At 70.4% G+C, this 12,302-nt stretch carries 13 protein-coding genes; 5 read left to right on the forward strand and 8 right to left on the reverse strand.

What is annotated here, in order from left to right:
* Positions 1-154: 154 nt before the first annotated feature.
* Positions 155-787: an NAD(P)H-binding protein gene (locus tag ABE488_RS07480; protein WP_346447682.1), complete on the forward strand. Its 633-nt coding sequence runs from the start codon at positions 155-157 to the stop codon at positions 785-787.
* Positions 788-842: 55 nt separating this feature from the next.
* Here ABE488_RS07480 and ABE488_RS07485 read toward each other — a convergent pair whose 3' ends face one another.
* Positions 843-1,631 carry an NAD(P)H-dependent oxidoreductase gene (locus ABE488_RS07485; protein ID WP_346447683.1) on the reverse strand — a complete coding sequence of 263 codons (789 nt, stop codon included), beginning with the start codon at positions 1,629-1,631 and terminating at the stop codon, positions 843-845.
* A 52-nt stretch (positions 1,632-1,683) separates the two neighbouring features.
* On the opposite strand from ABE488_RS07485, the gene ABE488_RS07490 reads away from it, so the two are divergent.
* From ABE488_RS07490 to dld, 4 genes are all read left to right on the forward strand, one after another.
* Positions 1,684-2,613, forward strand: coding sequence for a LysR family transcriptional regulator (locus tag ABE488_RS07490; RefSeq protein WP_346447684.1), 930 nt, complete (start codon positions 1,684-1,686; stop codon positions 2,611-2,613).
* Positions 2,614-2,980: 367 nt separating this feature from the next.
* Positions 2,981-3,784: a transcriptional regulator LldR gene (gene lldR / locus ABE488_RS07495; protein WP_346447685.1), complete on the forward strand. Its 804-nt coding sequence runs from the start codon at positions 2,981-2,983 to the stop codon at positions 3,782-3,784.
* An 11-nt stretch (positions 3,785-3,795) separates the two neighbouring features.
* On the forward strand, positions 3,796-4,938 hold the full coding sequence (gene lldD, locus ABE488_RS07500; RefSeq protein WP_346445816.1) for an FMN-dependent L-lactate dehydrogenase LldD: 1,143 nt from the start codon (positions 3,796-3,798) through the stop codon (positions 4,936-4,938).
* Positions 4,935-6,635, forward strand: coding sequence for a D-lactate dehydrogenase (dld, locus tag ABE488_RS07505; RefSeq protein WP_346447686.1), 1,701 nt, complete (start codon positions 4,935-4,937; stop codon positions 6,633-6,635). The genes lldD and dld overlap by 4 nt, the downstream gene beginning before the upstream one ends.
* Before the next feature lie 237 nt (positions 6,636-6,872).
* Here the strand turns inward: dld and ABE488_RS07510 are convergent, their stop codons facing one another.
* From ABE488_RS07510 to rlmD, 7 genes are all read right to left on the reverse strand, one after another.
* A complete protein-coding gene (locus ABE488_RS07510) occupies positions 6,873-7,079 on the reverse strand; it encodes a cold-shock protein (protein ID WP_241946029.1) in 207 nt (68 codons plus the stop codon).
* Between the two features lie 93 nt (positions 7,080-7,172).
* Positions 7,173-7,928 (reverse strand): S-methyl-5'-thioinosine phosphorylase, encoded by a 756-nt coding sequence (locus tag ABE488_RS07515; RefSeq protein WP_346447687.1) that lies wholly within the window; start codon positions 7,926-7,928, stop codon positions 7,173-7,175.
* A gap of 111 nt (positions 7,929-8,039) precedes the next feature.
* Positions 8,040-8,600, reverse strand: a complete 561-nt coding sequence (locus ABE488_RS07520) for a hypoxanthine-guanine phosphoribosyltransferase (protein WP_183426326.1) — start codon at positions 8,598-8,600, stop codon at positions 8,040-8,042.
* Positions 8,597-9,577 carry a beta-N-acetylhexosaminidase gene (gene nagZ / locus ABE488_RS07525; protein ID WP_346445821.1) on the reverse strand — a complete coding sequence of 327 codons (981 nt, stop codon included), beginning with the start codon at positions 9,575-9,577 and terminating at the stop codon, positions 8,597-8,599. Before nagZ ends, ABE488_RS07520 begins: the two co-directional genes overlap by 4 nt.
* 88 nt (positions 9,578-9,665) lie before the next feature.
* Positions 9,666-10,349, reverse strand: coding sequence for a DsbA family oxidoreductase (locus ABE488_RS07530; RefSeq protein WP_346447688.1), 684 nt, complete (start codon positions 10,347-10,349; stop codon positions 9,666-9,668).
* Between the two features lie 38 nt (positions 10,350-10,387).
* Complete coding sequence (locus tag ABE488_RS07535; protein ID WP_346447689.1) at positions 10,388-10,891, reverse strand: CYTH domain-containing protein; 504 nt, start codon at positions 10,889-10,891, stop codon at positions 10,388-10,390.
* A gap of 4 nt (positions 10,892-10,895) precedes the next feature.
* Positions 10,896-12,236, reverse strand: coding sequence for a 23S rRNA (uracil(1939)-C(5))-methyltransferase RlmD (gene rlmD, locus ABE488_RS07540; RefSeq protein WP_346447690.1), 1,341 nt, complete (start codon positions 12,234-12,236; stop codon positions 10,896-10,898).
* Between the last annotated feature and the right edge of the window lie 66 nt (positions 12,237-12,302).

Here is a 12,302-nt window from a genome sequence, read left to right on the forward strand (position 1 = left end):
GGCGCGGGGTGGGGGGGGGGGGGGGCGCCCCGGCGCGCGGGCGCGGGGGGGGGGGGGGGGGGGGGGGGCGCCGCCCCGCCCCCCCCCCCCCCCCCGGCCGCATCGCCCGGCATCTGCGAGACTGTCGGCCGGCACCGGCTTGGCAGGGACAGCAATGCGCGTATTCGTCATGGGCGCGTCGGGCGGCGTGGGCACACGGCTGGTCGCGCAGGCGGTGGCGCGCGGCCACCGGGTCACGGCGCAAACGCGGTCGGCAGATCGGCTCACCGCCACAGCGGGCGTCGACATCGTAGTCGGCCGCCCCGACGACGCCCGCTTCCTGGCGCAACGCATGCCCGCGCACGACGCGGTCGTGATGAGCCTGGGCGTCGCCAGCCCGAGGCCGACGACGGTGTTCTCTGATGCGACCCGTGCAGCGATCGCCGCGATGCGCGACAGCGGCGTGCGGCGCCTGATCGCGATCACCGGCGTGGGCGCGGGCGAGACGCGCGGGCACGGCGGCTGGCTGTACAACCGCATCGTCTTTCCGCTGGTCACTCGCCACCGCTATGCCGACAAGGAACGCCAGGAGGCGCTGATCCAGGACTCAGGGCTGGACTGGACGCTGGTGCGGCCCGCGCCGTTCACCGCGCGCAGTGGACGCGGCGACTGGCAGGTCGCCCTGTCCGTCCCGCCGTCGCTGCAACTGCGCACGGTCACCCGGGACGAGGTGGCTGGCTTCGTGATCGATTGCCTCGAATCAGGCGACTTCCTCCACTGCACGCCGTTCATCGGGCGTCCGCGCTGAGGTCACGGCGCAGGCGGGGACGCTGTCCAGCCGGACGGGCACCGCCCGCCGCAGGTCAGCATCCCGCTTGGGCATCCGAATCGGCGATATGCGCCATCAACCCGCTTCGACCGGGCGCGACCTCCGCGGCCAGCACGTGGCGGTCGGGGTAATCGCCACCGTTCTGCGCCCGGAACGCGATCGGCGCCTGCTCGAACAGCCCCGCCAGCCGCGCCCGCCACGCCTGGGATGCCGACGCGAGGCCCTGCGCGTCGAGCGCGCCCGCGCCGTAGACCGCGAAAGTGGGCAGCACCTGCATGCCCGGAAAGAACAAAGCACCGTGGGTGATCGGAAACAGCAACTGTTCCAGCGGGCCATTGATGCCGCGAGGCGAGTAGTCCACCTCGGGACCGCCGACCGACACCGCGAGCAATGCACGCTTGCCCGCAAACCCGCCCTCCCCGTACCGATGGGCGTTGCCGGCATCGCCGTAGCCATAGGCCAGCCCGTAGGCCCAGACCCGGTCGATCCAGCCCTTCATGATCGCCGGCATGCCGAACCACCACAGCGGAAAATGCAGGATCACCGCATCGGCCGCCATCAGCTTGCGCTGTTCGGCCACCACGTCCGGCGTCTGACCATCATGGGCGAAGGCATGGCGCGACTCGGCCACGAACGACAAGCGCTCGGGGTCGAGGCGATGGGGAAAGTCGTCGGCGTCGAACACCGCCTTCCAGCGCGCCGCGTACAGATCGGATTGCGCCACCACGTGACCCTGCGCAGACAGGACGTCGGTCGAGATGTCGACCAGACGACGGGTCATCGAGGTCGGCTCTGGATGGGCGTGGACCAGCAGGACGTGCATCGGCGCGGCTCGCAAGGGCGATGCACGCAAGGTAGCGATCGGAGCCCTATAGTTGAAATGGATTCTCACCATTCCAGGTATCGTCATGCGCAATACCTTGCGGGGACTCGATCTCAACCTGCTGCGCACACTCGACGCGCTGCTGATCGAGCACAACGTGACCCGCGCCGCGCAGCGTCTGCATCTGGCGCAGCCGACCATCAGTGCCCAGCTCGCACGGCTGCGGGATTTCTTCGACGACCCGCTGCTGCTGCCAGGACCGCGCGGCATGCGCCCGACGGCACGCGCCGATGCGCTGCGCGAGCCGCTGCGGCAGTCGCTGGCGGCGCTGGCCCAGGCGGTCGCACCTGCCCCGCCCTTCGCGCCCGCCCAGGCCCGCCAGACGTGGCGCGTCGCCGCCTTCGACTACAGCGTACTGACGGTCCTGCGCCCGGCCTTGGCCACGTTGCGGATCGCCGCGCCAGGGATGCGCCTGGCGGTCGTGCAACGGCCACCGGGCCAGATGGCCGCCAGTACGGCGCAAGATGAGGTCGACCTCGCGTTCCTGACCAACGCCGAGGCACCGCCCACGTTGCGCTGGCGCCGCATGTTCACCGAGCGCTACCTGCTGGTCGGGCGCGCCGGACATCCTGGATTGAAGCGTCGCCCGACACTGGCGCAGTTTTGCAAGCTCGACCATGCGATCGTCTCGCCGGACGGCGGCGGCTTCGATGGGGCTACCGACCGCGCACTCGCCGAGCGCGGCATGGCCCGTCGCGTCGTGCTGTCGGTGCCGCAGTTTCTGGCGCTGCCGGCGTTGCTGGAAACCAGCGACTTGGTGGCGATGCTGCCCTCGCGCCTGGTCCAGGCGAACCCGGCGTTGCGGGTGGTCGCACCGCCGATCGCCATTCCCGGCTTCGACCTGCTGATGCTCTGGCCCGAGCGCGTCCATCGCGACCCGGCCCACCAGTGGCTGCGTGCGCACATCGCCGGTATGGAATGAGGCGACCAGCCGCGCCCCGGTGCGTGGCGGCCTCCCTCTGCCGCCGCATAGGCCGAGACCTTCGACGCGCATCTGCGCGACGGTGTGGCGCGCACCGGCTGCGAACATCAGCGCCCCTCACATTGGTATGACCACATATCTGCGACCTTGGTCGCGTTGACGTTGAACCCGCTCATTTCGCTAAGATTGCCCGGTGTTGAGCGCGCCCTGCCTTCGAATCGGTCATACCAATCGGCCGTGGCGCGCCGGATGCGGTCCATAGATCCGCGCTTGCCGGGCGCGAATCGGACCCGCCTCGGTTCACCGCCCCGCCTCCGCGCCGATGATCGTCATCGCTGCAGGCGAACTGACATGGATGGATTCCCGGATGCGCCTTCCCGCCCCAGCGACCCGCCCCGACACGATCGGCGCGCGCCGATTGCGTCTGTCCGACCAGGTGGTCGACCGCGTGCTGGCACTGATCGACGCGCGCGAGCTGAGGCCCGGTGATCGCCTGCCGGCCGAACGCGCGCTCGCGCTCGAACTGCGCGTGTCGCGCACCGTCTTGCGCGAGGCGATCGCCCACCTGGCGAGTCAGGGCGTGCTGCGTGCACGCCAGGGCGGCGGCACCTACCTGTGTGCGCACGACGCACCCGCAGCCCCGCGCATCGCGCCGCTGCAACCATTCATCAGCGTGTTCCGGAGCGATCCGGAGTACCGCTACGACGTCCTGGAGATCCGCCACGGACTGGAGGGCATGGCTGCCTGGCACGCCGCGCTGCGCGCGACCGACGAGGACCGCGCGCGGATCGCCGATGCCTTCGACGCAATGACGGCCCTGCATGGCCGCAACGATCCCGCCGGCGAGGCGCGCGCCGATGCCGCATTCCACCTGTCCATCGCCGAGGCCTCGCATAATCTGGTGCTGCTGCAGGTCATGCGCGGGATGTTCGACCTGCTGCAGACCAATATCTCGCAGAGCCGCGAAACGCTCTATGTCTCGGCGCGCACCTTCGAGCCGCTGTTGATGCAGCACCGGGCGATGCGCGACGCCGTCCTGTCGGGTGACCCGGAGGGCGCACGCGCCGCCGCGCACACCCACCTGGCGTTCGTGCACAGCTCGCTACGCGAACTCGATGACAACGAAGCGCGCCGCGCCCGCGCTTCGCGCCTGCCGCCGTCGCACAGCTGAAGGCGAGCGCCATGATCATCGCCGCCTCGACCGACTACCGCGCCGCCGCCCAGCGGCGGCTGCCGCCGTTCCTGTTCCACTACATCGACGGCGGCGCGTACGCAGAACAGACCCTGCGTCGCAACGTCGCCGACCTGGAGGGCATCGCCCTGCGCCAGCGGGTGCTGCGCGATGTCGCCGACCTCGACCTGTCGACCGAACTGTTCGGCGAGCGCCTGGCCTTCCCCGCGGCGCTCGCACCGGTCGGGCTGAGCGGCATGTATGCGCGCCGCGGCGAAGTCCAGGCGGCCCGCGCGGCGGCTTCGCGTGGCATCCCGTTCACGCTGTCGACGGTGTCGGTCTGCGCGATCGAGGAAGTCGCACCCGCGATCGACCGGCCGATGTGGTTCCAGTTGTACGTGCTGCGCGACCGCGGCTTCATGCGCGCCGCGCTCGAACGCGCACAGGCCGCCGGCTGCAGCACGCTGGTGTTCACGGTCGACATGCCCACGCCCGGCGCGCGCTACCGCGACGCGCACTCGGGTATGAGCGGCCCCAACGCCGCGCTGCGCCGCCTGTGGCAGGCAGCCACGCATCCGCGCTGGGCCTGGGACGTGGGTCTGCGCGGGCGCCCGCACGATCTGGGCAACATCTCCGCCTACCGCGGCGCTGTGACCGGACTGGCCGACTACATCGGCTGGCTGGGCGCGAACTTCGACCCGTCGATTGCGTGGAAGGATCTGGAATGGATCCGCGCATTCTGGCGCGGACCGATGGTCATCAAAGGCATCCTCGACCCGGACGATGCCCGCGATGCGGTGCGCTTCGGCGCCGACGGCATCGTCGTCTCCAACCACGGCGGGCGTCAGCTCGATGGCGTATTGTCGACCGCGCATGCGCTGCCCGCGATCGCAGACGCCGTCGGCGGGTCGCTGAAGATCCTCGCCGATTCGGGCGTGCGCAGCGGGCTGGACATCGTGCGGATGCTGGCGCTGGGCGCCGATGCAGTGCTGCTGGGCCGTGCGTTCGTCTATGCGCTGGCCGCGGCCGGCCAGGCGGGGGTGGCACACCTGCTCGACCTGCTGCAACAGGAAATGCGCGTGGCGATGACGCTGACCGGCGCGCGCACCGTCGCCGACATCGGCGGCGATACCCTGGTTGCGCCACCGCGATGACACCGGGGCTGGTCGAGCGGCTACGCGGCATCGTCGGCCGCCGTCATGTGCTGACCGGCATGCGTGCGACACGGCGCTACCGCAAGGGGTATCGCTTCGGCGACGGGCCGGTGCTCGCGGTCGTCCGTCCGGGCAGTCTGGTGGCGCTGTGGCAGGTGCTGCAGGCGGTGCTCGACGCTGGCGCGATCGTGCTGATGCAGGCGACCAACACCGGCCTGACCGGTGGGTCGACGCCTGACGGCAACGGTTATGACCGCGGCATCGTACTGGTCAGCACGCGGCGGCTGCTGGGCATCCAGTTGCTCGACGGCGGCCGGCAAGTGGTGTGCCTGCCGGGGGCAACGCTCGACCGGCTGGAAAAAGCCCTCGCGCCGTTGGATCGCGAGCCGCATTCGGTGATCGGTGCGTCGTGCATCGGCGCCTCAGTGCTCGGCGGCGTGTGCAACAACTCCGGCGGCGCGCTGGTGCGCCGCGGTCCGGCCTACACCGAGCTGGCGCTGTTTGCGCAGCGCGACGCCGACGGTACGCTGCGGTTGGTGAACCACCTGGGCATCGAACTGGGCGACGACCCCGAGATGATGCTCGCGCGATTGGAGGCCGGCGACTACCGCACCCGCGATGTCCGCGACCCGCCCGATCGCGTCGCCTCGGACCGCCGCTACGCGCAGGACGTGCGCGACGTCGATGCGCCCACGCCGGCACGCTACAACGCCGACCCCTCGCGACTGCACGAGGCCTCCGGTTCGGCAGGCCGGCTGGCGGTGTTCGCGGTGCGGCTCGACACCTTCCCGCGCGCGCCGGCGACCGTGCTCTACATCGGCAGCAACGAGCCCGACGACCTCACCGCGATCCGCCGTCACCTGTTGCGCGCATCCGACGACTTGCCGATCGCCGGCGAGTACGTGCACCGCGACGCGTTCGACATCGGCGCTCAGTACGGCAAGGACGTGTTCCTGCTGATCGACCGCTTCGGCACCGACAAGGTCCCGGCAGCGTTCGCGCTCAAGAGCCGGATCGACGGCGTGCTTGAGCGTATCGGCCTGCGCGGCGCGAGCGACCGGGCGCTGCAGGCGCTCGTCTCGCTGTTACCCGACCACCTGCCGCGCCGGTTGCGCGACTTCCGCGAGCGCTATGCGCACCATCTGTTGCTCAAGGTCGGCACCCCGCAGGCGGCCGCGACCGAGGCGTTTCTGGATCGCCATTTCGCCGCAGCCACATCGGGCAGCTGGTTCCGCTGCACCGCCGACGAGGGCCGCAAGGCCTTCCTGCATCGCTTCGCCATCGCCGGCGCGGCGGTCCGCTACCGCGAGGTGCACCGGCGCCAGGTCGCCGACATCGTCGCGCTCGACATCGCGCTGCGCCGCAACGATCGCGACTGGGTCGAGACGTTGCCGCCGTCGATCGCATCCGCGCTCGCCGGCAGGCTGTGCTACGGACACTTCCTGTGCCACGTCTTTCACCAGGACTACATCGTCAAGGCCGGCCACGACCCTCTGGCGATCGAGCATGCGATGTGGGCCCTGCTCGACGCACGTGGCGCCGAGTACCCGGCCGAGCACAATGTCGGCCATCTCTACACCGCCAAGCCGGCGCTGGCCGCGTTCTATCGCGCGCTCGACCCGACCAACAGCTTCAACCCAGGCATCGGCCACACCCCAAAAGGTGCGCACTGGCGCGACGGCGACTGTCCGCGATGATCGCGCGCGCTTATCGGCCCGCCATCGCACAGTGTCCAGCGCCTGCCGAGTGCCGCGACCACCCAGCGGAATCGGGCCGCGACTGGGCGCGGTAGCCGGCAGGCGCCCACGACGGACGGCCGGCTCCTGGCTGGCACGTCCCTGCCCATCCAAAGTGGAACGCCCGTTCCCGCATCTGGGTGAAGAACCACAAGAAAGCCCCGCTCACGCGGGGCTTTCTTGTGGCTGCGCGCGCGGTCAGGCGACCGGCGCCACACCCGAGGCCTGCGCCCCCTTCGGTCCCTGCGTCACCTCGTAGCTCACCCGCTGCCCCTCCTGCAGCGAGCGGAAACCACTCGAGTTGATCGCCGAGAAATGAACGAATACGTCCGCACTGCCGTCCTCGGGCGCAATGAACCCGAATCCCTTCGCATCGTTGAACCACTTCACTGTGCCGTATTGCATGAACGTCTGACCTCGTCTGGATACGTGATACCGGCCCGCCTGCAAGGAGCGACCGGCGGCCCGAGTATGCAAAGCAAGCTACCGCCGTGGCAATCAGGCCGCGAGCAGCGCCCGCAGCAGGGCCGGAATGCCGGACGACGCCGCGGCGACGTTGGCGAGCACGTCCTCGAAGGTGATGACCTCATCGACCTGGGGGCCGGCCCCGGCCGCCCAGTTGGCGACGATGGCCAGGCACGCGTAGTCCAGACCGAGCTCCCGTGCCAGGCCCGCCTCGGGCATGCCGGTCATGCCGACCAGGTCGCAGCCATCGCGGCGCATGCGCGCGATCTCGGCCCGGGTCTCCAGTCGCGGACCCTGGGTCGCGCCATAGCAGCCGCCGTCGACCAGCGCCACGCCGGCGCGCCCGGCCGCATCGACGACCGCCCGCCGCAGCGCAGGCGTATAGGGATCGCCGAAATCGACGTGCAGCACCTCGCTGCCCTCCTCCTCGCAGTACGTCGACACCCGGCCCCAGGTGTAGTCGATCAACTGATCGGGGCAGGCCAGCACGCGCGGGCCGAAACGGTCGGTGATGCCGCCCACGGTGTTGAGCGCGAGCACCCGCGAGGCGCCGAGCGCATGAAGCGCGGCGAGATTGGCGCGGTAGTTGATCCGGTGCGGCGGCAGCGAATGGCCCTCGCCGTGGCGCGCCAGGAATGCCACGCGGCGGCCGTCGAGCGTGCCGATCCGCACAGGACCCGACAGGCCGCCATAGCGCGTCACCGGCTGGTGCGCCTCGACATCCTGCAGCTCGGCCAGTGCGTACAGCCCGGTACCGCCGATCACGGCCAGGTCGATGGATGCGGTCATCGCGAAGTCTCGTCAGGCGCCGGGCGACGCGGGACCGGGATGATAGCGCCTGGCCGCCGTCGTCCCGATACCGCGCAGGCGTGCGGACCCGGCCGCGCCGGTCCGGCCTGTTCAGTCGGCCAGCGCGTAGATCCCCGGCAGGTTGCGTCCCTGCTCGTGGAAATCCATGCCGTAGCCGAACACGTAGCGGTCGGGTACCTCGACGCCCACGTAGTCGGCTTCCACGCCCTCGACGCAGCGGTCGTGCACCTTGACCGCGAGCACCGCGACCCGGACCTCGCTCGCGCCCTGATCCTCGCACCAGTGCCGCACGGCCTTGAGCGTGTGGCCTTCGTCGAGAATGTCGTCGACCAGCAGCACGCGCCGGCCCTGCAGCGGTGTGGCCGGACGGTGCAGCCAGGCCAGGCCCGAGCCGGTGGTCGCGCCGCGGTAGCGGGTGGCGTGCAGATAGTCGAACTGCAGGTCCAGTTCGCGCTCGCCCAGCGCGAACGCCAGTTGCGCGGCAAATGGCATGCCGCCGTGCATCACCGTGATGAACAGCGGCGGCACCTCGTCGTCGCCGTAGTCGTCGGCGATGCCGTCGGCCATCGCCTCGATCGCCTCGTCGAGCACATCGCGATCAAACAGCAGGTCCGCGCTATCGAGCACGTCGTCGAGCCGGGGGATGTTCATGCGATGTCTCCGTTGCGCGTGGCGGTCGCGGCGAATGCGCCGTCCCAACCGAGGGGGCCGCGACCGATCAGGCCGGTCAACGCCATGGTGTTGAGGGCGCGGCCTTCGACGGCGGCGAGCGATTCGGCGACGAGTTCGGGATGACAGACCAGCACCACGTCGCAGCCGGCATCGAGGTGCGCATCGACGCGCGCCTTGATGCCTCCGGCCGAGAATGCGGCGGCCATGCCGATGTCGTCGGAGAACACGACGCCGCGAAAGCCCAGCTCACCGCGCAGGATGGTCTCGATCCAGCGCGGCGAGTACCCCGCCGGCTCCGGCGCGACCTGCGGATAGGTCACGTGCGCGAGCATCACGGCATCGGCACCGGCGTCGATGCCGGCGACGAACGGCACCAGGTCGTGCGCGCGGATCTCCTCGAGGCTGCGGCGATCCACCGCCTGATCGAAATGCGTGTCCTCGCGGACCGAGCCGTGGCCGGGGAAATGCTTGAGCGTGGCCGCCATGCCCGCCTCGTGCATCCCTTCGACGTAGGCGCGCGTGAGCGCAGCGACGATCTGCGGATCGTCCGAGAACGCCCGGTCGCCAATCGCGAGGTTGCCGTGGCCGACATCGACCACCGGCGCGAAACTCAAGTCGACGCCGCTGCCGTGCACCTCCTCGGCCATGCGTCGCGCATGCGCGCGCGCCTGGGCGAGCGCCGCATCGGGATCGCTCAAGTACTGCACGCCGAAGCCGGCCAGCGGCGGCAGCGCCGTGTAGCCGTCCACGAAGCGCTGTACGCGGCCGCCTTCCTGGTCGACGCAGACCAACTGCGGGCGCGGCGCGGCCTCGCGGATCGCGGCGGCCAGTTCGGCGATCTGCGCGCGCGAGGCGACGTTACGCTTGAACAGGATCACACCGGCGCAGGCATCGTGCTGCAGCCAGTCGCGCTCCTGCGCGGTGAGTTCGGTGCCGGCCACGCCGATCACGAGCATTGCGGACATCTCCATCGAGCGCGCCGGGCGGCGCAGACGGGCATTGTCGCAGATGCACGCATCGCGCCGAGCGTGCGCAGCCCGGTGTTCAGGCGCAGCCGTCCGGGCCGCAAACGGCACCGGATGCCGACGCAGGCCCAGCGGCGGCCAGCGCCTGGCGCAACGTCTGGGCCAGTTGCTCGGGCCGCTGCGCGCCCTGCACCGCCAGCCGCCCGTCGATGATGAAGGTCGGCACGGCGCGGATACCGATCGCCTGCGCCTGCGCAATCTGCGCCTGCACCTCCGCCTCGCCTTCATCGCTGGCCAGCAGCGCCCGCACGCGCGCCGCGTCGAGCCCACCCGCTGCGCCCGCCTCCACCAGCACCTCGACATCGGCCAGATTACGGCCTTGCGCGAAGTGAGCATGGAACAGCGCCTCGCCAACCGCGTCGGCGTCGCCCTCACGCGCAGCCAGCGCCAGCAGCCGGTGCGCCGGCAACGTGGTCACGCGGACCTGGCCGCGGTCGAAGTCGAACGGCAGGCCCTCGGCGCGGGCAGTGGCCTGGGTCTGCGCCAGCAGCTGCGCGGTGCGCTCGGCGCCGCCGAACTTGCGGGCATAGGCCTCGCGCAGCGGCACCGGCGTGGCATCCGCGTCGGGGTCGAGCAGGAAGGGATGCCAATGGATGTCGATCGCCGGCGCATCCTCGCCCAGCAGCGCGATGGCGCGCTGCAATCGGCGCTTGCCGATCCAGCACCACGGGCACACGACGTCGGACCAGATGTCGATTCTCATGTGTGCATCATGCGCCGGTTGCTGGCGCTGCGCTCGCCTCAGCCCCGTTCCGCAGCGTCCCAGCGGGAGAACGGATACGCGGCGAGTGCCAGGTTGTAGTAGCGCTTGTGGTCGGTGACCTCCTCACCCAGCCAGCCGGGGCGCGCGAAGGCCTCGTCGGCGTGGTCCAGCTCGATCTCGGCCACGACCAGCCCGGCGTTATCGCCGAGAAACTCATCGACCTCCCACAGATGGTCGCCGTGGTGCACCAGATGCCGGCGTTTTTCGACCCGGCCGCCGACGCACAGCGTCAGCAGCGCGTGCGCATCGGCGATCGGCAGCGGCAACTCGAACTCCTGCCGGGTATGGCCGAGCGCGCGCGACTTGATGTTCACGAACGCCGCTTCGCCCTCGATGCGCACGCGCACCGAGGCCTTCTGCGCGCCGCTGTCGAGCGCAGCCATGTCGTTGAGATAGCCCTGCGCCATTGGCACCACCGCATGCGCCGCATCGCGCCACGCCTCGGACGTCACCAGGAACTTGCGTTCGATCTCGATCGCCATGGCGCTACTTCTTGCTCTCGAACACCGCGATCGACTCCACGTGCGCGGTCTGCGGGAACATGTCCATCACGCCGGCGTCGACCAGCCGCCAGCCGCGCTCGTTGACCAGGTAGCCGGCATCGCGCGCCAGCGACGCGGGGTGGCAGCTGACGTAGACGATGCGGGCGAACCGTTCAAGTGGCAGTTGGCGCAACACATCGATCGCGCCCGAGCGCGGCGGGTCGAGCAGCAGTTTGTCGAAGCCCTGGCGCATCCAGGGCGCCCCGCGCTGGTCCTGGGTCAGGTCGGCGGCATGGAACTGCGCATTGTCCAGGCCGTTGTGCGCGGCATTCTCCCGCGCACGCGCGACCAGCCCGGCCTCGCCCTCCACACCGACAACCTCGCGCACGCGGCGCGCCAGCGGCAGCGTGAAGTTGCCCAGGCCGCAGAACAGGTCGAGCACGCGGTCGTCGGGCTGCACGTCGAGCAGGTCGAGCGTGCGCGCGATCATCGTGCCGTTGAGGCCGGCGTTGACCTGGATGAAATCCAGCGGCCGGAATTTCAGCTCCACATCCCAGGCCTCGAGCCGGAACGACAGCGCCGGAGCCTGCGGCCACAGCGGGTGCACGCTGTCGTTGCCGCCCGGCTGCAGGAAGATCGCCATCCGCTGCTGCTGGCCGAACGTGGTCAGCGCCGCGAGATCGCGCTCGCCCAACGGCTGCAGGTGCCGGAACACCAGCGCCACGCCGTCGAACTCGGGGGTCGGGTCGCCGGCAATGAACTCGATCTGCGGAATATCGGCGCGGGCGTCCAGGCCATCGACCAGCGCGCACAGCGCCAGGATCGCAGCGCCGATCGGCGGGATCACCGTGTGGCATTCGTGCAGGTCGGCGACGAAGCGTGGATCGCGCTCGCGAAAGCCCACCAGCGTCTTGTCTTTCTTCTCCACGCGCCGCACCGAGAAGCGGCCCTTGCGGCGGTAGCCCCAGGCGCGGTCGACCAGCGGCGCCATCCAGCGCTGCGGCGTGACGTGACCGATGCGCTCGAAGTTCTCGCGCAGCACGCGCTGCTTGGCCTGGATCTGCTGGTCGGCATCCAGATGCTGCAACACGCAGCCACCGCAGACGCCGAAATGCGCACAGCGTGGTGTGACCCGGTGCTCGGACGCACGCAGCACCTCCAGCGTCACCGCCTCGTCGAAGCTGCGCGAACGCGCGGTGCGCTGGGCGACGACCTGCTCGCGCGGCAACGCGCCAGCGACGAACACGGCCTTGCCGTCGGGCAGCCGCGCGACGCCGCGGCCATCGTGGGTCAGGTCGAGGATGTCGACCTGGAAGGGAGTCTGATCGAGGCGTTTGCGGGCCACGTGGCGAAGGCTGCGGGCGGAAAGGCCGCGTATTGTCGCAGAACCTAACGCGACATCGGACCGGGT

Origin of the sequence: Luteimonas sp. TWI662, assembly GCF_039673825.1 — a bacterium.
In the GTDB taxonomy this organism is placed as follows: domain Bacteria; phylum Pseudomonadota; class Gammaproteobacteria; order Xanthomonadales; family Xanthomonadaceae; genus Luteimonas.